This is a genomic window from Streptomyces paromomycinus (assembly GCF_003865155.1).
GTDB classification, from domain to species: domain Bacteria; phylum Actinomycetota; class Actinomycetes; order Streptomycetales; family Streptomycetaceae; genus Streptomyces; species Streptomyces chrestomyceticus.
Genome location: NZ_BHZD01000001.1, coordinates 4,616,279 through 4,638,119, shown reverse-complemented (window position 1 = coordinate 4,638,119; position 21,841 = coordinate 4,616,279). Strand labels below are relative to the sequence as shown.

Annotated in this window: 20 protein-coding genes; 3 read left to right on the top strand and 17 right to left on the bottom strand. The window is 74.7% G+C overall.

Annotated elements, in window-relative coordinates:
• Window positions 1–158 precede the first annotated feature (158 nt).
• The 5 genes from OEIGOIKO_RS19435 to OEIGOIKO_RS19415 all read right to left on the bottom strand — a co-directional run bounded on the left by OEIGOIKO_RS19435 (window position 159) and on the right by OEIGOIKO_RS19415 (window position 4,307).
• Window positions 159–554: a Fur family transcriptional regulator gene (locus OEIGOIKO_RS19435; RefSeq protein WP_125055129.1), complete on the bottom strand. Its 396-nt coding sequence runs from the start codon at window positions 552–554 to the stop codon at window positions 159–161.
• Entirely contained in the window at window positions 539–1,759 is a 1,221-nt protein-coding gene (locus tag OEIGOIKO_RS19430) for a GTP-binding protein (RefSeq protein WP_125055128.1), read from the bottom strand. Before OEIGOIKO_RS19430 ends, OEIGOIKO_RS19435 begins: the two co-directional genes overlap by 16 nt.
• A 6-nt stretch (window positions 1,760–1,765) precedes the next feature.
• Window positions 1,766–1,936 carry a 50S ribosomal protein L32 gene (rpmF, locus tag OEIGOIKO_RS19425; protein ID WP_030018017.1) on the bottom strand — a complete coding sequence of 57 codons (171 nt, stop codon included), beginning with the start codon at window positions 1,934–1,936 and terminating at the stop codon, window positions 1,766–1,768.
• A 132-nt stretch (window positions 1,937–2,068) separates the two neighbouring features.
• Window positions 2,069–3,439, bottom strand: coding sequence for a hypothetical protein (locus OEIGOIKO_RS42140; RefSeq protein WP_174857186.1), 1,371 nt, complete (start codon window positions 3,437–3,439; stop codon window positions 2,069–2,071).
• Window positions 3,440–3,500: 61 nt separating this feature from the next.
• Complete coding sequence (locus tag OEIGOIKO_RS19415; RefSeq protein WP_125055127.1) at window positions 3,501–4,307, bottom strand: hypothetical protein; 807 nt, start codon at window positions 4,305–4,307, stop codon at window positions 3,501–3,503.
• 336 nt (window positions 4,308–4,643) lie between these two features.
• Here OEIGOIKO_RS19415 and OEIGOIKO_RS19410 point away from each other — a divergent pair, with 336 nt between their 5' ends.
• Genes OEIGOIKO_RS19410 through OEIGOIKO_RS19400 form a run of 3 tightly spaced genes read left to right on the top strand, consistent with a single transcriptional unit; the run spans window position 4,644 to window position 7,342 of the window.
• Window positions 4,644–5,546 (top strand): aminoglycoside phosphotransferase family protein, encoded by a 903-nt coding sequence (locus OEIGOIKO_RS19410; protein WP_170251762.1) that lies wholly within the window; start codon window positions 4,644–4,646, stop codon window positions 5,544–5,546.
• On the top strand, window positions 5,543–7,075 hold the full coding sequence (locus OEIGOIKO_RS19405) for an amidase (protein WP_125055125.1): 1,533 nt from the start codon (window positions 5,543–5,545) through the stop codon (window positions 7,073–7,075). Before OEIGOIKO_RS19410 ends, OEIGOIKO_RS19405 begins: the two co-directional genes overlap by 4 nt.
• 39 nt (window positions 7,076–7,114) lie before the next feature.
• The gene (locus OEIGOIKO_RS19400) at window positions 7,115–7,342 is read left to right on the top strand and encodes a hypothetical protein (protein ID WP_125055124.1); all 228 of its coding nucleotides are present in this window, start codon (window positions 7,115–7,117) and stop codon (window positions 7,340–7,342) included.
• Between the two features lie 35 nt (window positions 7,343–7,377).
• Here the strand turns inward: OEIGOIKO_RS19400 and OEIGOIKO_RS19395 are convergent, their stop codons facing one another.
• The 12 genes from OEIGOIKO_RS19395 to OEIGOIKO_RS19340 all read right to left on the bottom strand — a co-directional run bounded on the left by OEIGOIKO_RS19395 (window position 7,378) and on the right by OEIGOIKO_RS19340 (window position 21,734).
• The gene (locus OEIGOIKO_RS19395) at window positions 7,378–7,908 is read right to left on the bottom strand and encodes a pyridoxamine 5'-phosphate oxidase family protein (protein ID WP_125055123.1); all 531 of its coding nucleotides are present in this window, start codon (window positions 7,906–7,908) and stop codon (window positions 7,378–7,380) included.
• A 2-nt stretch (window positions 7,909–7,910) separates the two neighbouring features.
• The gene (locus tag OEIGOIKO_RS19390; RefSeq protein ID WP_125055122.1) at window positions 7,911–9,416 is read right to left on the bottom strand and encodes a purine-cytosine permease family protein; all 1,506 of its coding nucleotides are present in this window, start codon (window positions 9,414–9,416) and stop codon (window positions 7,911–7,913) included.
• 308 nt (window positions 9,417–9,724) lie between these two features.
• The gene (locus OEIGOIKO_RS19385; protein ID WP_125055121.1) at window positions 9,725–10,786 is read right to left on the bottom strand and encodes an ROK family protein; all 1,062 of its coding nucleotides are present in this window, start codon (window positions 10,784–10,786) and stop codon (window positions 9,725–9,727) included.
• A 23-nt stretch (window positions 10,787–10,809) separates the two neighbouring features.
• A complete protein-coding gene (locus tag OEIGOIKO_RS19380; RefSeq protein ID WP_246177422.1) occupies window positions 10,810–11,907 on the bottom strand; it encodes an iron-containing redox enzyme family protein in 1,098 nt (365 codons plus the stop codon).
• Window positions 11,908–12,909 carry a 2,3-diaminopropionate biosynthesis protein SbnA gene (sbnA, locus tag OEIGOIKO_RS19375; protein WP_125055120.1) on the bottom strand — a complete coding sequence of 334 codons (1,002 nt, stop codon included), beginning with the start codon at window positions 12,907–12,909 and terminating at the stop codon, window positions 11,908–11,910. It lies immediately after the preceding gene.
• Complete coding sequence (locus OEIGOIKO_RS19370; RefSeq protein WP_218040001.1) at window positions 12,906–14,600, bottom strand: GMC oxidoreductase; 1,695 nt, start codon at window positions 14,598–14,600, stop codon at window positions 12,906–12,908. The genes sbnA and OEIGOIKO_RS19370 overlap by 4 nt, the downstream gene beginning before the upstream one ends.
• On the bottom strand, window positions 14,578–16,134 hold the full coding sequence (locus tag OEIGOIKO_RS19365) for a GMC family oxidoreductase N-terminal domain-containing protein (RefSeq protein ID WP_125055119.1): 1,557 nt from the start codon (window positions 16,132–16,134) through the stop codon (window positions 14,578–14,580). The genes OEIGOIKO_RS19370 and OEIGOIKO_RS19365 overlap by 23 nt, the downstream gene beginning before the upstream one ends.
• Window positions 16,131–16,487, bottom strand: a complete 357-nt coding sequence (locus tag OEIGOIKO_RS19360) for a hypothetical protein (RefSeq protein WP_125055118.1) — start codon at window positions 16,485–16,487, stop codon at window positions 16,131–16,133. Before OEIGOIKO_RS19360 ends, OEIGOIKO_RS19365 begins: the two co-directional genes overlap by 4 nt.
• Window positions 16,484–17,914: an aspartate aminotransferase family protein gene (locus tag OEIGOIKO_RS19355; protein ID WP_125058794.1), complete on the bottom strand. Its 1,431-nt coding sequence runs from the start codon at window positions 17,912–17,914 to the stop codon at window positions 16,484–16,486. The genes OEIGOIKO_RS19360 and OEIGOIKO_RS19355 overlap by 4 nt, the downstream gene beginning before the upstream one ends.
• A gap of 82 nt (window positions 17,915–17,996) precedes the next feature.
• On the bottom strand, window positions 17,997–19,457 hold the full coding sequence (locus OEIGOIKO_RS19350; protein ID WP_218040000.1) for an NAD(P)/FAD-dependent oxidoreductase: 1,461 nt from the start codon (window positions 19,455–19,457) through the stop codon (window positions 17,997–17,999).
• On the bottom strand, window positions 19,433–20,443 hold the full coding sequence (locus OEIGOIKO_RS19345; RefSeq protein WP_125055117.1) for a glycosyltransferase family 2 protein: 1,011 nt from the start codon (window positions 20,441–20,443) through the stop codon (window positions 19,433–19,435). Before OEIGOIKO_RS19345 ends, OEIGOIKO_RS19350 begins: the two co-directional genes overlap by 25 nt.
• Before the next feature lie 55 nt (window positions 20,444–20,498).
• On the bottom strand, window positions 20,499–21,734 hold the full coding sequence (locus tag OEIGOIKO_RS19340; protein WP_125055116.1) for a DegT/DnrJ/EryC1/StrS family aminotransferase: 1,236 nt from the start codon (window positions 21,732–21,734) through the stop codon (window positions 20,499–20,501).
• Between the last annotated feature and the right edge of the window lie 107 nt (window positions 21,735–21,841).

The following is a 21,841-nucleotide window of genomic DNA, read 5'->3' as shown; positions in this document are numbered from 1 at the left end:
CCGCTTCCCTCCCTTGCCGTGGATGCGCGGCGGATTCGCCGCGGTTCCGCTTCGGAGGTGCGCCCCCTCTTCGAGTCTCCCGCCACCCGGCGCCGGGCGCATCGCGGTACGGACCGCGTAGCCCGGGGCCCCGGAGCACCTGGCCATGGACCCCGGAGTTACGCGCGCGCCCCGGTGCAGCGGGCGCAGATGCCGCTGAGTTCCACGGTGTGCTCGACGGCGCTGAAGCCGCTCTCCGCGCCCACCCGCTCCGCCCAGCGCTCCACCACGTCGGAGTCCAGCGGGCGGCTGTGGCCGCAGCGGCGGCAGAGCAGGTAGTGGCGGTGGCCGTCGGCGGGCCGCGGCCGGTAGAGGCGCTCGCCCGCCTCGTCCCGTACGACGTCGACCTGCCCGGTCCGCTCCAGGGCGTGCAGGGCCCGGTAGACGGTGGACAGGCCGACGGGTACGCCGGCGGCGTCCAGGCGCAGGTGCAACTCCTGTGCCGAGACGAAGTCCTGGCACCCGGCCAGTACGCGCAGCACGGCGGCGCGCTGTCGGGTCAGCCGCCCGCCCATGCCGGTTCGCCCTCGTGGTCGCAGCTGTCGTCCACGCCGTACGTGTCCCAGGCCGGGAACGGGTCGGCGCCGTACGCCTCCGTACGCGTCTCGGCGGCCGTGACGAGGCAGTCTTCGAGGGCGGTGTGCAGGGCTGCGGCCCGCAGCCCGGTCCCGATGAAGACCAGCTCCTGGACGTCCCCGCCCCCGGGAAGGGCGTCCCGGTCGTCTCCGCCGGGTGCGTGGGTGCCCGTCGGCTCGAAGCGGGCGACGGAGCCCGCCTGCGACCACAGCCCGGTCACGCGCGGACGGCCGGCGAGGCGGAAGAAACCTTTGGAGCGCAGGATCTCTCCGTACGCCCCGCTGTCCATGTCCTCCGTGACGAAGGTCCAGAGCCGGCCGGGGTGGAAGGGGCGCGCCGCGCGGAAGACCGTGCTGGAGATCCCGTACTCCTCGGTCTCCGGTACGTGGTCGCCGTTCAGCTCCCTGACCCAGCCGGGAGCCTGCTGGGCGCGCTCCAGGTCGAAGCGGCCGGTGCCCAGGAGCTCGGCGGGCGCCACCCGGCCGTGCCGGGCGGGGACGATCCGGGCCGCCGGGTTCAGCCGGGTGAGGGCGGCCCGCAGCCGCGCGGCCCGCGCCTCGTCCACCAGGTCGAGCTTGTTGACCACGATGACGTCGGCGAACTCGACCTGGTCGACCAGCAGGTCGCTGACGGTCCGCTCGTCGTCCTCGTACGGGGCGAGGCCGCGCTCGGCGAGGCCGTCGCCGTCCGCCAGTTCGTCGTGGAAGTTCGCGGCGTCGACCACGGTGACCATGGTGTCCAGCCGGGCCAGGTCGCCCAGCGTCGCGCCGTCGTCGCGCGGGAACGCGAAGGTGGCGGCCACCGGCAGCGGCTCGGAGATGCCGCTGGACTCGATGAGCAGGTAGTCGAAGCGGCCCTCCCGGGCCAGCCGGGCGACCTCTTCGAGGAGGTCGTCGCGCAGGGTGCAGCAGATGCACCCGTTGGTCATCTCAACCAGGCGTTCCTCGGTGCGGGACAGGGCGGCCCGGCCGCCGCGGACGAGCGCGGCGTCGATGTTGATCTCGCTCATGTCGTTGACGATCACGGCGACGCGCAGTCCCGCCCGGTGGTGCAGGACATGGTTGAGCAGCGTGGTCTTGCCCGCGCCGAGGAATCCGGAGAGCACGGTGACGGGCAGCGGGCCGGCCGGGGGCGGCGGGGCCATGGGCGGTCAGTCCTCCGGGCGCAGCAGGCCGAGCCGGTACGCCTTCACCAGGCGGCGCGGCACCTGGTAGACGGAACCGTCCACGGTCACCGGGACCAGGGCGGGCGTGCGGGCCTTCCACTGGGCACGGCGGTGGCGGGTGTTGCTGCGGGACATCTTCCGCTTGGGAACGGCCATGGTCCGGGAACCTCTCCTGGGGCGCGGGTGTGGTGACGGGCACGCGGCGCGGCATGCCGCTATGGGGCGTGCGCGGACACGTGCCGGTGCCGGTTCCGGACGAGGCTATATGAAAATGAATCCCATTACGAGCTAAGGGGTGCGGCGTCCCGGACGGGGTGACGGCCGCGGGCCGGGCAGGGCGGCTATCTCCTCGTCCAGCTCGGGGTACGGGATGACGTGCCCGCGGCCGAAGCTCTTGTAGGCCGCCGGGCGGTTGCGGCGCCCCGCGTTGTTGGCGTGGCATATCTCGCGGCGCCCGCACTGCGCGCAGTACAGGCTGGCGACGAACGGCGACAGGGCGACCGGGCCCGCCGGGCTGAGGACGTACACCGTGTCGTCGGCGACCGGGGCCGGGCAGGAGAAGGTCAGCCGGTCGAAGTCCGGGTGGTCGCCCATCAGGTGGTCCGCCACGACCTCGAACGTGCCGGTGCGGCGCTGGTAGGCGCACGAGACGGTGAGCAGCCAGGGCAGTCCGGTGAGGAACTGGGCGGACGTCAGCGCCTGTTCGAGGGTGAGCCGGTGCTCGGCGACGCGCAGGGCGGCCTCCTCCTGTGTCCGCGGCTTGTCGCCGTGCGAGGTGCGGTTGCGTTCCCCCTTGAGGCGGTCGAGGAACTGGGCGAGCCCGGGGTCGTCCGGCCGGGCCGCCATCTCGGCGTCGTCCCGGAGGGCCTCCGCGAGGCCGGGGACCACGTCCGTGCGCTCCCGCGCGACCTTGCACAGGTGGTGGAGCCAGACCGTCCAGGTGCCGAAGGTGGTGCCGGTGCCGGCCAGAGCGGTACGCAGCTCCGCGAGGTTGCGCTCCCCGGTGCCGTGCGCCGTGAGCAGTCCGGCCGCGGTGACGGCGACGGTGGCGGCGAGCGTCTCACCGGCTTCGAGCAGCGCCTCGTGGCGGTCCTTGGCGGTGTGCGCCCGCTGCATCTCGTGCACGGTCCGCGCCACCGGGTGCGGAAAGGCCCGGCGGGCGGCGGCCAGGGGATCGGGGGACGGCGGGTACGCGGACTCGGGGTGGGCGGGGCCGTGGGGAGGGGGTGGGGGCGGGCGTCTCGGTTGGGTGGTGGCGTGAGGGGGAGGGGTGGTGTGCGGGACCTCGTCGGCGTGAGCGGGTGGGGCGGTGCGCGGGGCCGAGGTCGGGGTCGGGGTCGCGCCAGGGGGCGGCTTCGGGGAGCTCTGCCGCCTGCGCCACCGCCACCGGCGAACGCCCAGCCGTATCCAGGCGGGTACAACCCCGAAGAGCAGGGTGAAGATCAGCACCGCCAGTAGCGTGTCCAGCCAGCGGGGCAGGCCGCTCGGCGACCCGGGGTAGGTGAGAACGCTGACGGCCTCCAGAACGGCGAGGCCGACGGTGAGCCAGAAAGCCCAGTCCCGGTGCAGGGGTGCGTCGTACAGCCGGAGCACGGCGTTGTACCGCCGCGGCGACGGCTGCGGCGGCCCCGACGGCGCACGGCCGGTGGCCCTGGTCATGTACCCATAGTGCCTTTGTGGCGTGGCTCACAACCAGTCCTGTGGATAACCCGGATCGGCTTTAGCGGTCCGGGCTTTCGTACGACGGGCTCCCGTAGGCGGGCCTTCCGTAACCCGGGCTGGCGTACTCGGGGCCGGCGTACTCCGGGCTGCCGTATCCGGGGGCGGAGTAGCCGGGGCGGGTGCGAGGGGCCGGGGCTGCGGTCGGGGCGGTGCGTGCCTCCTCCTCCCGGGTGCGGATGCGGTCCAGCAGGAACGGCAGGACGGCTCGCTCCAGTAGGGCGCGCTGCCAGGCCGCGCGGGCCTGTGCCACCTCGGGCTCCAGCTCCCCGGTGCCGGCATCGGTGCCTGGGGTGCCGTCCGCGGTCGTCGCCGAGCGGTTGCGGGCCGCGGTCACCAGCATCCAGGCCAGCCCGGCCACGGTCGCCGCCGCCGCGATGCCGGCGGCGAGCCAGCCCGCGTACACCAGCTCGTCGGCGAACTGCCGGTGGAAGCCGACGAGCCGCATGCCGAAGCCGATCGCGAGGAAGAGGACGGCGGCCACCGCGCCCAGGCTCGGTACGAGGACGGCGAGGGCGGGCAGCAGGCCGCCGCCGGAGTCCGCGGACGTAAGGGGCTCCGGGTGTGCCGCGTCGGGAGGCGGCGCGCCGTTCGCGGAGCGTAGTCGGGCGTACGTCGCGTACTCGGGTGCCGCGGCGGCGCAGAGGGTGTCGCGTTCCCGGTGGGCCTGGGTGCGCAGCTGCTCGCGGTCGGCGGCTCCCGGGGCGCGGCGCATCGCCTCCCCGACCTCCGGGGAGGCGAGTGCCTGGCCGAGGGCGTGCGCGAAGGCGGCGTCCACCTCGGTCCGTAGGGAGTCGGTGCCTGGCATGTGGATCCCCCGGCGTTTCGGTGCGCTCCCGCGCAGCGCTGATTAAGTTGCTGGATTGCGCAACTGTACAACTCCGTAGGGTGGTGACCGCCCGGACGCTGCCGACTTCCAGCCATTCGGCAGGCCATCGGCGACCCGTCGGCGGTCCGCAATCCCCGGATCGGGTGGCTGTCCACGGCCGGGTGAACCGTGCCGCGCACGACCCGTGCCGGGCCGCGCGTTGACGGTCCGGTCGAACTTTCGACCGAGAGGGCGCCCGCGTGGGACCGTGACGAACGGTCCGCGGGCCTCGTTCTGCGAGCACCCGTCCGAACCGGCGTCAACCGAGGAGGAACTGTGCCAACCGTCCCGAACCCCGTCGCCGCCTGGGCCCGCAGCCGGGCCGGCGGTGAGATCACCGAGGTCCGCGACGTCTCGCGGCAGCGGGCCGGCGCGCGGGTGTGGGAGCTGACGCGCGCGGACGCGGCCCGGTTCTTCCTCAAGGTGGCGCCGACGCCGGACCGCTACACGCGGGAGACGCACGCGTACCGGCACGCCGTCCCCGCCCTCGGGCACGCGCACGCGCCGGTCCTCGTCGACAGCGACCCGGGCCGTCTCGCGCTGCTGCTCACCGCCGCGCCGGGGACCGGTCTGCCCGACTCCGCGCCGGGCCGTGCCGACCGTACGGAGGTGTACCGGCAGGCGGGCGGGCTGCTGCGCCGTCTGCACGACGCGTGCGGCCCGGCGGGTGCGGCGGGCCCGGTGGGCGGCGCGGACCGCTGGGCCGCCGGACGGTGCGCCGCCGCAGAGGCGCAGGTGGCCGAGTTGACGGACGCGGGGGTACTGGACGCGGCGGAGCGGCGGTTCGTCCTGGACCGGGCCGCGGTGCTCCACCTGCTCCCGCCGCTCCCCGCGGGCTTCCTGCACGGAGATGTCGGCGTGCACCACTTCCTGTGGGACGCGGCGGGCCGGCGCCTGGCGCTCGCCGGGTTCGCGCAGGCGCGGCTGGGGTGCGCGGCGGAGGACCTCGTACGGGTGGCGTACGGCGCGTGCCTGCGCGATCCGGGCCTGCGCGCCGCCTTCCTGCGCGGTTACGGGCGGGAGCTGACGGACGCGGAGCGGTACGCGCTGCCGGCGCTCGCCGCGCTGGACGCCGCGGAGGCGTGGGCGCGCGGCCTGCGGACGGGGGACGAGGACGCCGTCGGGCGGGCCCGGGGGGTGGTGGGGGCGCTGATGGACGGTGTTGGGTTGCGGGTATGAGTGGTGACAACGATCTCGCCGGAGCCGGAGCCGGAGCCGGAGCCGGAGCCGAAGCCGGAGCCGCCACCGGCACCGGGCCCACCGGTGTCGACACCGGCACCGACACCGACCTCACCTCCGCCGACGCCACCGACCTCGCCGCCCGCATCCGCCGCCGCGAGGTGTCCGCGCGCGAGGTCGTACGGGCCCACCTGGACCGCATCGAGCGCGTCAACCCGCAGGTGAACGCCATCGTCTCGCTCGACCCCGAAGGCGCGCTGGCGGCCGCCGCGGCCGCCGACGAACACCTGGCGCGCGGCGGGGCGGCCGGGCCCCTGCACGGGCTGCCCATCGCCTTCAAGGACACCCACCTCACCCGGGGAATGCGCACCACGTTCGGCTCGCCGCTACGCGCGGACACCGTCCCCGACGAGGACGAACTGCTCGTCCACCGCATCCAGGCCGCCGGGGCGGTCCGCATCGGGAAGACCAACGTGCCGGAGTTCGGCGCCGGTTCGCACACCTTCAACCCCGTCTTCGGTGTGACCCGCAACCCGTACGACCTCACCCGCTCGGCGGGCGGCAGCAGCGGCGGTGCGGCGGCCGCGCTGGCCGCCGGGCTGCAACCCCTCGCCGACGGCTCCGACATGGGCGGTTCGCTGCGCAATCCCGCCTCGTTCTGCAACGTCGTCGGGCTGCGCCCCACCCCCGGCCGGGTGCCGTCGTACCCGGCGTGGAATCCGTGGGACACGCTGACCGTGCCAGGACCGATGGCCCGTACGGTCGCCGACGCCGCGCTGCTGCTCTCCGTCATGGCGGGGCCCGACCCGCGCTGCCCGGTGAGCCTGGAGGGGCCGGGAGCGCCGTTCCGTGAGCCGCTGGAGTGCGGCCTCGCCGGGGTGCGCGTGGCCTGGACGCCCGATCTGGGCGGCCGGGTGCCGGTCGACGCCGAGGTGCGGGCGGTGCTGGAGCCGCAGGCGGAGGTGTTCCGGCGGCTGGGCTGCCGGGTCGAGGAGGACTGCCCGGACCTGGACGGGGCCGACGACGTCTTCCGGATTCTGCGGGCCCACCACTTCGACCTCGCGCTCGGCGCGGCGCTCGACGCGTCCCCCGAGGCCCTGAAGCCGAGTCTCGCCTGGAACATCGAGCAGGGCCGCCGCCTGACCGGCCCCGACCTGGCCCGCGCGACGGCCTGCCGCGCGCGGCTGCACCGGAGCGCCGTCGACTTCTTCACCCGGTACGACGTGCTGCTGGCGCCGGTGTCCCAGGTCGCGCCGTTCGACGCGGCGGCGGAGTACCCGGACACGGTCGAGGGGCAGCCGCAGCACACCTACATCGACTGGATGCGTTCGGCCTATTTCGTGTCCGTCCTGGGCGTGCCCGCCCTGTCCGTGCCGGCGGGCTTCACCCCGGGCGGCCTCCCGGTGGGCCTCCAGATCGTGGGGCCGCCGCGCGCCGACCTGGCCGTTCTCCGGGTCGGTGCCGCCTACGAGGCGGCCACGGGGCACGGCCGACGCCATCCGGACATCCTTGGCAAGATCACCACCTGAGCCCGTGACGGGTCACCCCTCGTCTCTAGAATCACAATCATGAGCGAGGGGGAGAGTGCGGAACAGCTCGGCAACCGGGCGGCCCGTATAGCGGTGTCCGTGGTGTGCGCCGTCCTGGTGGTGGGTCTGGCCCTGTTGCTGGCCTGGTGGTTGGGGCTGTGGGCACCCGGCTTCGCGTGGCTGTCGACGAAGCTGGCCGTCAAGGCCGCCGTCGCCGGGCCGATCGCGCTGGCGGGGCTGCTCGCCTGGCGGCGTAAGTGCCTGTGAGGCGACGTCCGTTCATGGGATTCTGACCCTCCGCCTCACCCCGGCTCGTACGCTTTCGCCCACGCCGTGGTGAACGGAAAGGTGACCCGGTGGGGCACCGTGTTGCCGTGAATCGGGTGGGGGTCCGGGGTGAGGGCCGAGTAGGCGTGGACGGTGGCGCAGTAGAAGCGTTTGGGGGAGCCGCCCTGGAACTCGTCGGGTTCGCGGGCCCTGCGGGCGCGGACGGCGGGGTCGGGGTAGCGGCGGGCGTAGAAGACCGCGAGGGCCGCCGGCAGGTCGGCCGGGGCGAGGGCGTGCGCGGTGCCTTCCCCGTAGAGGGCCTGTGCCTCGGAGTCGGACACCCGGGAGTCGAAGACCAGGAGCGAGACGGCGGGGTTGGCGGCGATGTTGCGGGAGTGCGCCGCGTCCGACGCGGACCACCAGTAGAAGTGGTCCGCGTCGTCCCAGGCGTAGGTGACGGGGACGGCCCAGGGGGTGCCGTCGGGGCCGGCGGTCCCGAGGGTGAGGTAGCGGTTGGCGTGCAGGAGGCGGGCTGCCTCGGCGCGTAAGTCGGGGATGGTGGACATGGTCAGGAGCCTTCCTGGGGGAGGGCGGGAGCCGTGGTGGGGAGCAGGTCGGGTGCGGTGCGGCGGCGGGCGATGAGCCAGTACGCGACGGTGGGGACCGCCAGGCCCACGGCCCAGGAGAGGTCTATCCCGTCGAGGGCCGAGGCGACCGGCCCGGTGTAGGCCGAGGTGTGCATGAAGGGGACCTCCAGCGCGAAGCTGACGGCGTAGACCAGGACGGCGGGGCCGTTGACCCGCCCGTACACGCCGCCGCCGGGGGCGAAGAAGGACGGTACGTGGTAGTGCCCGCGCCGGATCAGGTAGTAGTCGACGAGGTTGATGGCGGTCCACGGGATCAGGACGTACTGGAGGATCGCCAGGAAGTCGGTGTACGAGGCGAGGAAGGTGTCCTGGAAGGCCAGGGCGAGGGTGAGGCCGAGGGCGAGCGGGCCCGCGATCAGCGCCGTACGGGTCAGGCGGCCCGGCAGCCAGCTGTGCCGGAATGTCTGGGCGGCGGTCACCAGGCACAGCGAAGTGCCGTACAGGTTCATGGAGTTGACGTGGACGACGATGACGGCGAAGGAGCACAGCACGACGGCGGAGAGGGTGCCGCCGAGCACGGTGTCCAGTCCGGCGATCGCGTCGTCCGCGACCGCGATGCCCATGACGATGCCGAGGAACATCGGCAGCACGCTGCCCAGGACGCTGCCCCAGTAGGTGAACCACAGGGTGGAGCGGCGGGACGCGGCGTGCGCGGGCATGTAGCGGGTGTAGTCCGAGACGTACGGGGCGTAGGTGATCTGGAGCAGGATGCCGATCGCGGTCATGCCGACGAAGCCGGAGAGGGTGAAGCCGGTGGCGTCCGTGGCGCGTGCGAGGACGCCGGGGGTCAGGAACACCCGTACGGCGCACAGGGCGAGCAGCGCGAGGGTGACGACGGTGGCCCAGCGGCCGACGCGGTGGATCAGGCGGTAGCCGACGACCGCGACGACCAGCCCGGCCAGCGCGCACAGCACCAGCCAGCCGGAGGTGTCCACGGCGGGTACCGACCGGTTCAGCGCCTGCCCGGCGATGACCAGGTTGGACGCGAACCAGCCCGCGTACATGAAGACGACGACGAGCGTGACGAGCAGCGAGCCGTGGCTGCCGAACTGGCCACGGCTCTGGATCATCTGGGGGACGCCGAGCCGCGGGCCCTGCGCCGCGTGCAGGGCCATCAGGAAGCCGCCGAGCAGGTTGCCCAGGGTCACGGCGGCGATGGCGGGCCACAGGCCGAGGCCGAAGACGAGCGGGGCGATGGTGCCGGAGACGATGGTCAGCGGGCTGATGTTGGCGGCGAACCAGACGGCGAACAGGTCGCGCGGGCGGCCGTGCCGTTCGGTCTCCGGCACGGCGTCGATGGTGCGACCCTCGACGAGGTGGTGGGCCGGGCCGCCGGACCCGGCGTGGGGGCCGGTTCCGGTGGTGTCGGCGGCGGGGTGGGGGGCTCCGGAGCCGGCGTGGCCGGCACCGGAGACAGGGTGCTTCATGGTCGGGCCCCTTTCAGGGGAGGAGAACCCGGCTGGGAAGAGCGAACCCGATGGCCCGCCCCCGGTGGCGGTCCGCCGCGCCCACTGCGGTGTACATGCCCGTTTCCCCCACCTCCGCCGCGCCGCGGGCAGACCTGGTCAGCGGGGGCCGCGCGGCCGGTCAGGGCCGGGTCGGCAGCCGACGCGGGTGTCCGGCTGGGGCGGGCTGTGCCCGCGTACGGGCACGGGCGCGACCGCTTGCGCCCGGCTTGTGCCCGGCCGTGGACGCTCATGCCCGTACGCGACCGCTTGTGCCCGGCCGTGGCCGCTCATGTCCGTACGCCTTCGCGGGCGTGGAGGAGGTCCCAGGCCAGCAGCCCGGCGCCGATCCGGCCCGCCCGTTCGCCCAGCCGGGCGAAGACGATCTCGGGCAGCGCCTGGAAGGCGGCCCGCTGTTCGAGGCCGCGCCGCAGCGGCGCGCGCAGCTGCTCGCCCGCCTGGCTGAGCCCGCCGCCCAGCACCAGGACGGCCGGGTCGAAGAGCGTGACCGCCGCCAGCAGCGTCTGGGCCATCGCGTCGGCCGCCTCCTCCCACACCTGTACGGCCGCCGGGTCGCCGGCCGCCGCGCGCCGCGCCACTTCCTCGGCGCCGGAGACCGGGGACAGGGTGCCGCACCGCTGGTTGTAGCGGCGGGCCACGGCGACGCCGCCCGCGATGGTGTCCAGGCAGCCGCGCTGGCCGCACGGGCACGCGTCGCCGTCCGGCCGGGTGACGACGTGCCCGACCTCCGCCGAGCGCCAGTGGCTGCCCGGGAACGGCTTCCCGTCCAGCAGCAGCGCGCCGCCCACCCCCGTACCGACGGGCACGAACAGGACGACCCGGTGGCCGCGCCCGGCGCCCAGCCGCGCTTCGGCCAGGCCGCCGGACCGTACGTCGTGCCCGAGGGCGACCGGCAGGCCGAGGCGCTCGGCCGCCAGCCGCCGCAGCGGCAGGTCGCGCCACTGGATGGAGGCGGAGAACACGACGGTGCCCGCGTCCTCGTCCACCAGCCCGCAGGAGGCGATGCCCACCGCGCGGACGTCCTCGCCCGCGTCGCGGGCCACGGCCAGGGTCTCGGCGGCGTGGTCGAGGACGGCGCGCAGGACGGCGTCGGGGCCGTCCGCGCTCCGGGTCGGGCAGCGGCTCTCGTGCCGGACCGTGCCGTCGGCGGCGACCAGCGCGGACTTGACGAAGGTGCCGCCGATGTCGAGGCCGAGGGTGCAGCCGCCGGGCCCGCCGGGTCCGCCGTACGCCCGGCCGGGTCCGGGCGTGGTGAGGATCGTGCCGGGCAGGGTCAGTACGGCGTCGGCCGCCCCCGCCTGCTGGTGGGCGCTCCGGTCCGGGTCCGTCATGAGTCCTCCGATCGCAGCCGGCCTCAGTGGTCCTGGGGCCGCGGCGCGTGAACGCTCCGCGGGCCCATGGTCTCCAAGTGACGCCGGATGCGGTCGTACTGCCGCACGCCCGTGTCGACCGCGAGGTGCGCCCCGTACAGGGCGGCCCGTACCTCCGGGGGGGTGAGGCGGGGGCGCTGGGCGCGCAGGCCGTCGCACAGTTCCCGGCTGTGGCGGGGGTCGATGCGGGTGTGGGCGGTGTAGTACACGCGCATGTCGTCGTCGTGGATGCCCACCCGCGTCATTCCCTCCAGGAGGAGGGTGAAGTGCGGTTCGACCCAGCTCTCGAAGACGAGGAAGCATCCGTACGCGGCCTGTACGCGCGCCGGGCGCAGCAGCAGCGCGGCGAAGAGGTTGGAGGTGGGCTTGGCGAACCAGGGGTGGTCGCGGCGGTAGGAGGCCAGCGCTTCCCAGCCGGCGGGGGAGCCGAGCTGGCGGCGCAGCCAGTACGTGTGGAAGTTCTCCAGCCGCCCGCGCCCGCACTCGTCCCACAGGTTGGCCGCCGCGACGGCCTTCTGCTGTCCCTGAAGGCCGACGACGAGCAGGGCGACCTCGTCGTCCACGATCTCGTTGCGGATCAGTTCGCAGCGCAGGAAGTACTCGATCTGCTCGCGGGTGGCGTCGGTGGCGAGGAAGCGGAAGAGGGGGTGGGAGGCACCGGGATTGTCGGCGGCCAGCGCTTCCAGGTGGTCGGCGGCCGCCTCCTGGTCCCGCGGGGCCGGTACGGGCGCGGGGGCGCAGCCGTACGTCAGGAACTCGTGCTCCAGCCGGGTGCGCGCCGCGTACAGGGCGATCTCCAGGTCGTCGTCGGGGGCGTGGGCGGCCGGGCCGTCGCGGTAGCCGAAGGAGTGGGCGTAGAGGGTGGCCAGGTGGTCGTGGAGGAAGCGGCCGTGGGCCTCGGGGTCGGCGCGCAGGCGGGCGAGGTGCGCGGCCTGGGCAGGCGGGGGAGCGGCCAGGAAGCGGACGAGCGCGGGGTCGAGGGAGCGGAAGGGGTGGACGGGCGGCCAGTACAGGTCCTGCAGATCGTCGGAACAGTCCGGGGCTGCGGCGACCGGAGCGGCGTTCGCGGTGGGCGGGTTCATTCAACGCACCTCCTCTGGGGCGGGCTGCGCGGCGCCGGGCGCCCGGGGGCGGCCGGCCGCCGCGGCGCCGAAGTGCTCGGTGACCCAGGCGTCGTCGTACACGGTGTCCAGGTAGCGGTCCCCGAGGTCGGCGGAGAGCGCCACCACCCGGGCGCCCGGCGGGATGCCGGACCGCAGGCGCAGGACGGCGCAGAGCACGGAGCCGGTGGAGCCGCCGACGGCCAGGCCGTGGGACCGGGCGAGGCGGCGGCACATCCGTACGGCGTCCCGTTCGGGTACGGCGACCACCCGGTGCACGGCGCGCGGCCGGCAGAGCTCCGGCACCCGGCTGGTGCCCAGGCCCGGTATGCGGCGGGTGCCGGGCGGGCCGCCGAAGGTCACCGAGCCCGCGGCGTCCACGGCGACCACGGTGGTGCGGGGCGAGCGGCGGCGGAAGTGCGCGGCGCAGCCCATGACGGTGCCGGTGGTGCCGGCGCCGACGAAGAGGTAGTCCACGGTGCGGATCTCGCGCAGCACGGCGGCGGCGGTGCGGGCCGCGTGCACGGCCGGGTTGGCGGCGTTGACGTACTGGTTGAGCCAGGTCAGGGACGGGTCGAGGTCCAGGGCGCTGCGGATCAGGGCGATCCGGCTGCCGAGGTAGCCGCCGTTGCCGTCGGGGGTGTCCGCGACGCACACATGGGCGCCGAACGCGCGCATCAGCGCGACGCTCTGCCGCGGTACGTGCGGGTCGGTGACGCAGGTGAAGGTGTAGCCCTTGGCCGCGCAGACGGCGCTCAGGGCGATGCCCAGGTTGCCGGAGGAGGACTCGATCAGCGCGCCGCCGGGGTGCAGCAGGCCGCGGCGTTCGGCGTCCTCGACCAGGCCGGTGGCGGTCTTGAGCTTGACCGATCCGGCCGGGTTGAGCCCTTCCAGCTTGAGGAAGAGTTCGGCGTGCGGCAGCAGCCCGTGCAGGCGCAGGAAGACGTCGTCGGTGATCAGTTCGTAGGCGTGGTCGACGATCATGGGCCCGCGGTCCCTCCGTCCCCGGAGCCGCCGCGCGCCGCGTCGGCGGCGCGGGCCGCACCGGCCTCGCGGGGCCCGTCGGCCGTGTGGGTCCCGTACGCCTCCTCCGGCACCCCCGCCACGCCCGGCGCGATGCGCAGCGCGTTGGCGGCGATCGTCAGTGCCGGGTTGACCGCCGCCGACGACGGGAACCAGGAGCTGTCCGCGACCCACAGGTTGTCCAGCTCGTGGGCCTTGCACCCCGGGTCGACGACGCTGGCCGCCGGGTCCTCCCCGGCCACCGCCGTGCCGCACTGGTGCGAGTTGACCGCGATGCCCATCCGCCGGGTGCGGACCAGGGGGAAGCCCGCGCGGCGCATCATCTGTACGGCGCGGCGCACCAGTTCGCGGTGCGGCGGCAGGTTGACCGGCCGCCAGTGCACCTCGATCCGGTCTCCGGGGCCGACGGCCACCCGGTTCCCCGGCACCGGCAGGTCCTCGCTGGTGAGGTACAGGTCGAAGCTGCGCCGGGTGGCGGCGGCGAGCAGGGGGCGCGGTGTCCGGGGCCACAGTCCGCCCGCCGACGGGGGGCGCAGCTTGCCCAGGGCCTGGATGTTGCCCAGGGGCCCGCGCGAGCCGTTGCCCAGGTACCAGTCGTTGACGCCCAGCGTCTTCTGGAACACCACGTCGTTGGCGTGGCGCGGGGCGACGGCCATGAGGAAGGTGCTGTTGTGCACCATGTAGTTGCGCCCGGCCTGCCCGGACCCGTTCGCCAGGCCCGTGGTCCGTACCGGCCCCGTGTGCAGGGGGCCGGGGTCCGAACGCAGCAGCAGTGCGGCCGTGTTGACCGCGCCGCAGGCCAGGACGAACCGGTCCGCGCGGATGCGCAGCTCACGGCCTTCGTACTGGGCCAGCGCCTCGGTGACCCGCCGTCCGGACGGCCCGGTGACGAGCCGGGTGACCGTGGCCCGGGTGAGCAGCGAGACGTTGCCGGAGGCCAGCGCGGGCCGCAGCGCGCACACGTCGGCGTCGCTCTTGGCCTCGACCAGGCAGGGGAAGCCGTCGCAGGTGCCGCAGCGCAGGCACCCGCCGTCTTCCCGGAGGTCCACGCCGGTGGGCAGGGCGAACGGTGTCAGGCCCTGGTCGCGCAACGACGCGGCGAGCGTGGCGACGGCGGGCTCGTGCGGTACGGCCGGCCAGGGGTAGTCGCCGGAGCGCCACGGGTCGGTCGGGTCGGCGGCGCGGGCGCCGTGCACCCGGTAGAGGCGTTCGGCCCGCGCGTAGTGCCGTTCGAGCACGCCGTACGGGAACGGCCAGCCGGGCGAGACGCCCTCGGCGTGCTCCAGCGGCCCGAAGTCGGCCTCGCGGAAGCGCGGCAGGGTGGCGCCGAAGACCTTGGTGTTGCCGCCGACGTAGTAGTGCACGCCCGGGGAGAAGAACCGGCCGGACGCGGCGTCGTACCAGGGTTCGGCGTTGCGGTAGCGCGCGGCGGTGAAGACGTCGGGCGTCGACCAGTTCTGCCATTCCCGCGGCAGGAAGTCGCCGCGCTCCACGACCAGGACCCGCGCGCCGGTGCCGCGCAGGGCGTAGGCCAGGGTCGCGCCGCCCATCCCGGAGCCGAGCACGGCGATGTCGCAGTCGAGGACGGTCCCGGCGGGGCGCAGCAGGCCGCGCGGGCGCCCCGTGGCGTCAGGGGGTGGTGTCGCTGTCACAGTGCCTCCTCGTGGGGACCTGTGGTGCGCAGGAGAGGTGGCGGGCGACGATCTCGTGCGCGAAGGCCATGACCGTGCCCTGGGGGCTGATACCGGCCGGACCCGGCAGCACCGACGCGTCGCACAGCCGGAGGTTGGTGAAACCGTACGGTCGGCCGTCCTGGTCGCACACCCCGCCGAGTGCGGGCCGCCCCATCGGGCAGGACGCCATGGCGTGGACGGAGACCAGGTTCCAGCCGCGCGGGTCCGACCGGGCGGCGAACTCCTGCGCCGTACGGTCCGAGCGCAGCACACCCGGACACGGCGGGTACAGCTCCACGGCCCCCGCCCGGAAGAGCAGCCGCGTCGCCCGGCCGAGCGCGAAGCGCAGCAGGCCGTGGTCGTACGGAGTGAGGTGATGCCGTAGAAGCCGGGTGCCGCCGCGCAGTTGGCGTACGGCGACGCGCCCGGTCATCCGTACCTGCACCGTGTACACGGCGACTCTGGCCAGGTCGGCCAGCAGTGTGTCCAGCACCGCGGGGCCGTGTCCGGCGAGGGCCGCCGCCAGTGATCCGGCGGTGAGGTTGGCGGGCATCAGGTGGATGCCCAGCTCGTCGAATTCCCGTACTTGCGCGGTGAAGATGGTGCCGCGTGTGGCGTGCACCGGGTCGGGGAAGCGGGCCGCCAGGCGGAAGTTGACGTGGAAGCCCATGGCGCGCCCGGCCTGGCGGCGGTGGATGCCGCTGCGCTGGAGGAGGAGGGCGCTGCCGACGGCCCCGGCGGCGAGGAAGACCGTACGCGGGCGGTAGTCGATGCGGGTGCGGCCGCCCGGCCGGTCCGTCCCGTGCGGCCCGGCCGGTCCGTCCGGGCCGCTGAGGGCCGTCACGCCGTGCACGGTCCGGCCGTCGTGCCGCAGCAGCACGGCCCGCGTCCCGGGTTCGATCCGGGCGCCGTACCGCTCGGCCTCCGGGAGGTAGCTGACGAGCATGCTGCGCTTGGCGCCGCTCGGGCAGCCGGTCGGACAGCGGTTGCGGTGGCGGCAGCCGGGGGCGGCCCTCCGGGTGGCGGCCCAGCGCCAGCCCAGGGCGTCGGCCGCGCCCGCCAGCAGCCGGGAGTCCGCGTTGCCGTCACCGTGCGGCTGCTCGCCGACGCCGAGGCGCTCGGACACCGTACGGATGTGCTCCGCCAGGCGGTCGGCGCGGTAGTCGGTGGTGCCCATCTCCCGCGCCCAGCGTTCCAGCAGCCCGTCCGGCGGCGCCCACAGGATTCCGCCGTTGACGACCGTGCTGCCGCCCACGCAGCGGCCCTCGCCGTACGGGATGACCGGGCTGCCGAAGACCGGGGTGAGCCCGGCGTCGCGGTAGAGGCGGCGCAGGTTCTCGGCGGGTGCCGCCGCGGCGATCTCGGCCGTGCTCGTCCGGGGGCCTTCCTCCAGGACGACGGTACGGTGACCGGCCCGCGCCAGTTCCAGCGCGGCGACCGCGCCACCGGCGCCGGAGCCGATGACCAGGGCGTCACAGGCAACGGTGCGGGGCGGGGGGCGGCGTCGGGTCATGAGTCCCGCTCACCGTCCAGAGCGCCGTACAGCGCGAGGGCGTCGATGAGGTCGAGGAAGCGGCCGAAACCGGGGAGCCGCGAGAGCCGGTCGTGCCCGGCGGGTGCGGAACTCCCCGCCGGCACGGGCCCGGCGACCCGCAGTGCCAGCCCGGCGGTCCGCAGCGCGACCTCGGCACCGAACCGGTACGACCTCGGCAGCCGCTCCAGCGTCCCACTGACATGCGCGGCAGCGCGCGCGCTCGCGAGCGGGCCGGCGAGCGCCGGATAGCGGGCCGCCCACCGGCGGGGCAGTCCGCTCGCGCGCAGTGCCCGCGCCATCCGGCTGCCGTTCTCCGCGTGCGCGCCGCTCACCGGGCCACCGCCTGCTCCCTGGCCTCCTTGCCCCGTACGGGCACCTGCTGCGCCAGCACGTCCTTGGCGAAGCGGGCCAGCAGCCGCCCGGCCCCCTGCTCCAGCACCGAGTCCAGCGCCTGGAGAAACAGCTCGACCTCGGTCTCCCCGGCGACCAACGGCGGCGAGGCGATGAGCGGCAGGCCGTGATTGGAGCCGTAGTAGGCCAGGACACCGAAGTCGCGGTAGAGAGAGGCGATCACGGCCGCCGTGATGAGCTTGCGGCGAGCCCGCGGGTCGCGGACGAAGGAGGAGGGGACCAGGCGCAGCAGCCGGTCCAGTGCGGGGTTGCCGTCGTTGAGGAACAGGCCGTGCAGCGCGCCCTGGCCGCAGGTGCCGGACACCAGGGCGCGGTGGCGGGCGGCGAGATCGGCGAGACCGTCGCCCAGCCGCTCGCCGATCCGTACGGCGCGCGCCGGGTAGTCGTCCTCGACGGCGACAGCGACGGCTTCCAGCGCGGTCGCGGTCTCCTCGCCGAAGCCGTAGTACGTGGTGCTGTGCAGCGTCGCGTCGGCGAGGTTGTCGTACGCGGCGCGGAAGACCGGCTCGCGCGCGACGTAGCCGGAGATGGACGCCTTGCCGCCGCCGAACGACTTCGAGGTGGTCAGGACGTCGGGCAGCAGGCCGGGGTGGCGCATGAAGTGGAAGAGCGTGCCGGTCCGTCCCCAGCCGGTGTACACCTCGTCGAAGATCAGCACGATGTCCCGTTCCGTGCAGAGCCGGCGCACCTCGTACAGGAACTCCGCCGAGCACGCGCGCACGCTCGACGCGCTGAACGGCTCCAGCACCACCGCGTACACGTCGCTGCCGCCGTCCCCGGTCCGGTGCCGTTCCAGGGCGAGGGCGAAGGACTCCGGGTCGTCGTAGGCGAAGTGGTCGGTGCCCGGCAGGCCGGGGTACGGGAAGTCGACCTCGGGGGAGGCGGTGAGGCTGCCCGCGCCGAGGAGCTTGCCGTGGAAGGAGATGTCGCTGTGCAGCACGGTGCCGCGGTGGCCCCGGTGGTACTTGTACGCGAGTTTCACGGCGCCTTCGACGGCCTCCGCGCCGGAGTTGGGGAAGTAGCTGATGCTCAGATCGCCGGGGAGCAGCCGGGCCAGGTTGTGGCTGAGCGCGGCCACGTACGGGGACAGGAAGTTCTTGTGGACCTCCATGACGCGCCGGTCGGCGAAGCGGCGGCGCGCGGCGAGCAGCCGGGGGTGGTTGTGGCCGTGGTTGAGGACGCCGATGCCGCCGGTGAAGTCCAGGATGCGCCGCCCGTCGCGCAGGGTGATCCAACAGCCTTCGGCGTGGTCGACCAGGTCCTGGCCGAAGCCGAAGGAGCCGAGCAGCGAGACCTGGGCGCGGCTGACGTACTGCCGGTAGAGGTCGTGCACCTGGCGGGCGGGCATCCGCTCGCAGTCGTCGACGCTGAACAGGGGCTGCCGCGGTCTCCGGGTCTGCCGGGTCCGCTGCGCCTGCTGGGCGCGGGGGTCAGTCATGGTCCTCTCCGGTCCGGTGGGTGGGGTGGGCGGGGGCGGCGCCGGCGGTGCGGCGCTCCGCCGTACGGATGCGGTCGGCGATCAGCCGTCCGGCGCGCTGCCCGCCGCGCAGCGCGTAGTTGGTGCCCCGGTCCTCGGGGAAGACCTGGGCCATTCCGGCGAGGTAGAGCCCGGGTACGGCGTGCTCGACGCCGGGCACGGTCCGCGAGTAGTGCCGGGTGATGACCGGCTGCGCGTACCGGGCGCGCCAGACGTGGTGGGCGCGCACCCACTCCGCGCGGAACGCCGGGAACATCCGCCGCAGGTGGGGAAGGCTGTACCGGTAGACCTCCGGGTCGCTCATCCGGTAGAGCGGGGCGTCCGCCGGCAGGTACGTGGACAGGTAGACGAGGTGCCGCCCGCCGTAGTGCTCCGGGGCGTCGAGGTTGGTGTGCTCGATGACGCCGACGTACGGGAAGTGCGGGTCGCTGACGTTGAGCCAGTACGTGTCGGACAGCGGCCGGTCGTTCTCCAGCACCAGGCAGAGGTTGGCCAGGTACGGGATCGCCGTGAGGCGGCGGCGCAGGGCCGGGGCGGCGGGGTGTGCGGACCGGTCGAGCAGCGCGGCGGCGGGCCCGGGGGCGCAGGTCACCAGCACCCGCGGGGCGCGTGTCACCTCACCACCGCAGCGCACGCCGCGTACGCCCTCCGGCCCGGTCAGCACCTCCGTCACCGGGCTGCCGGTCCGTATCCGTACGCCCAGCCCGGCCAGCCGGGGGAGCCAGGCGTCCAGCAGGGCGCCGCAGCCCCCGCGCAGGTAGTGCAGCACCTCGCGGCCCGACCGGCTGCGGCTGCCGCCCCGCAGGTGCAGCTTGGTCCACATCCAGGTGGCGCCGACCTCGGGCGCGTACGGGCCGAACTTGCCCTCCAGCAGCGGCCGCCACACCCGGTCGTAGACCCGCCGCCCGCCCAGCCCGACCAGCCACTCCTCGGCGGTCAGCGCCTCCAGCTCGCGCCAGTGCCGGACCCGGCCCGCGCGCAGCACCGAGCGGCCCAGGCGCAGCCGGTCGGCGGGGGGCAGCGGCGCGAAGCGCAGCACGTCGAGGGGGGTGGAGAGGCGGTGGATGCCGCCCGCGTAGTAGAAGCCGGTGCGGCCGTGGTGGCGCTGGACGAGGTCGGCGCGGCCGAGGTCGGCGCAGAGCCGGAAGATGTCCGTGTCGGAGGCGAACCAGTGGTGGTAGAAGCGCTCCAGCCGCCGGTCGCCGACGGTGAACGTGCCCGCGAGGCCGCCTGCGTGGTCGTCGGCCTCCAGGACGAGGCAGCGCAGCCCGGCCCGGCCGAGTTCGTGGGCGGCGGCCAGGCCCGTGAATCCGGCCCCGACGACGATGACGTCCCAGTCCGCGTCGCCGGGGTTCCCGTCCCGTACCTCCCGGTCGCCGTGCACGGCCGTCACCGCGCGCTCCCGGCGGTCCACGCCTCCCGCGGCCCGGCCACGTCGTCGGCCGTCAGCTCCACCGGTGCCGGGACGCCGGCCGCCCACCGCTGGCGGACCACGTACGGCGGCCTGCCGCGCACCTCGCGGTGGACCAGCAGCAGGTACTCGCCCAGCACCCCGAGCAGCACCGCCTCGCAGCCGAAGGTCCACGCGGCGAGCGGCAGCGGGCGGCGCCGCACGGCCGAGGCCACGGCCGTACCGCCGAGCCAGGCCAGGCCGACGGCGGCGGGCACCCGGGCCGGGGCCGAGGAGCAGGCGAGCAGGCCGCGCCGGGACAGGCCCGCCATCTTGCGCAGCGTGTACTTCGTCCGCCCGGCGAGCCGCGGCCGCCGCCCGTACTCCAGGCTCGTCTCGGGAAAACCCGCCCAGCACACGGAGCCGCGCAGGTACAGCTCGCTCTCCGGGAGCAGCGTGAGGGTGCGGACGACCTCGCGGTCCAGCAGCCGGAAGTCGCCGGTGTCGAGGTTGACGGGGTGGTCGGCGACCGCCGCCAGCAGCCGGTAGAAGACGTGCGCGGTGCCGGTCTTGAAGCGGCTCTCGCCCTCCCGGCCGGTGCGCCGCGCGGAGACCACCGGCCAGCCCGCGCGCCAGCGTTCGACCATGTCGGCGATGAGGCCGGGCGGGTCCTGGAGGTCCGCGTCGATGGTCACCACGGCGTCCCCGGCCGCCTCGCGCAGGCCCGCGAGGACGGCCGGCTGGTGCCCGAAGTTGCGGGTCAGCCGCACCAGCCGGACCCGCGCGTCGGCGGCGGCGAGCGCCGTGAGCCGGTCCCAGGTCCCGTCCCGGCTGCCGTCGTCCACGTACACGACCTCGTACTCGCACTCCGGCAGGCCGCGCAGTACGGCGCGGAGCCGGCGGTGCGTCTCCCCGATGACGGCGGCCTCGTCGAAGCACGGCACCACGACGCTGACCAGGGGCCTGGCGGCCACGGCGGTGAGCTGCGCGGGCGTTCGGGTCGCGGGCATGACGGTCCTTAGGTCGGTGGGCTGGGACGGGTGTGGCGTGGGCGCGCGGGGCCGGTCAGCCGAGAACTTCCGCGACCGTCTCGCGGAACCGTTCGGCGACCTCGGCGACCTCGTCCGTACCGCTGAAGACGGTCACCCCGAAGTCGGCGCCCAGGTAGGTGTCGGTGGTGCCGACGGTCATGGCCAGCGACCGGCTCAGCACGTCGTCGGTGCGCGGCAGCGCCCCCGCCCGCCAGCCGTCCCGCCGCCAGGACTCGGCGGCCGGGCGGAACGGGCACGAGGAGCCGTCCGGGGCGGCCAGCGCGGCCAGCTCGGGAATCCCGCCGTAGTAGTGCTTGGGCGAGTGCAGCAGCGTCTTGGTGCCGAGGCGCTTCGCGACGGCCTCGGCGTCCGCCCGCTCGTCGAAGACGTGCACCAGGAGGGTCGCGCAGTCGCCCGCCGCGTCGTGCAGGGGGCGGCGGACCAGCCCGTCCCGTACGGGGATCTGCGCCAGCAGGTCGTCCCGCAGCTCCCGGGTACGGGCCAGCACGGCGTCCAGCCGGCCGAGCTGGGCGCGCGCCACGGCCGCAGTCAGCTCCGTCATCCGCAGGTTGAGGCCCCACAGCCGGTCGCCGGGGCCGTCCTCGCGCCGGTACGGGAACCAGCCGTGGTCGTGGAAGCCGTACGCCCGCTGGAAGATCCGCTCGTCGGCGGTGAGCAGGAAACCGCCGTCCCCGCCCGTGATCACCTTGAACATGTTGAGGGAGAAGGCCCCCGCGTGCCCGAACGTGCCCAGCGCCTGGCCCCGGTACGTACCGCCGCACGCCTGCGCGGCGTCCTCCAGCACCAGCAGTCCGTGCTCGTCCGCGATCCGCCGCAGCGCCGCCACGTCACAGGCCGCGCCGAGCATGTGCACCGGCATCAGCGCCTTCGTGCGCGGCGTGATCCGCTGCCGTACGTCGTCGGGGTCGAGGGTGAGCGAGGCGTCCACCTCGGCCAGCACCGGCGTCGCCCCGCTGTACGCCACGGCGGCGAGGCACGCGCCGTACATGTACCCGGGCACGATGATCTCGTCACCGGGCCCGATGCCGAGCGCCGCGAGGCCCGCCTGCAGCGCGGACGTCCCGCTGTTGACGGACAGGCAGTACGGGCTGCCCAGCCGGTGCGCCGCAGCCTGCTCGAACAGCCGGGTCTGGGTCAGATCACCGAGCGGGTAGGAGTGCGCTGCGGTCGTGCGCGCCCAGGCGTCCAGCACCTGCTGCACGTTGTCGCGCTCCGCGTCGCCGAAGAAGGCATAACCGGGTCCGGGCATGGGGACTCCTCGCAGGAAGATGGAAGATGCGGACACCGGCAGCCGTCCTCATGGTCACGGGGCCGGAGCCGCGCGGCTTCTGACGGCCGGGCAGCGGTCACGGGGCC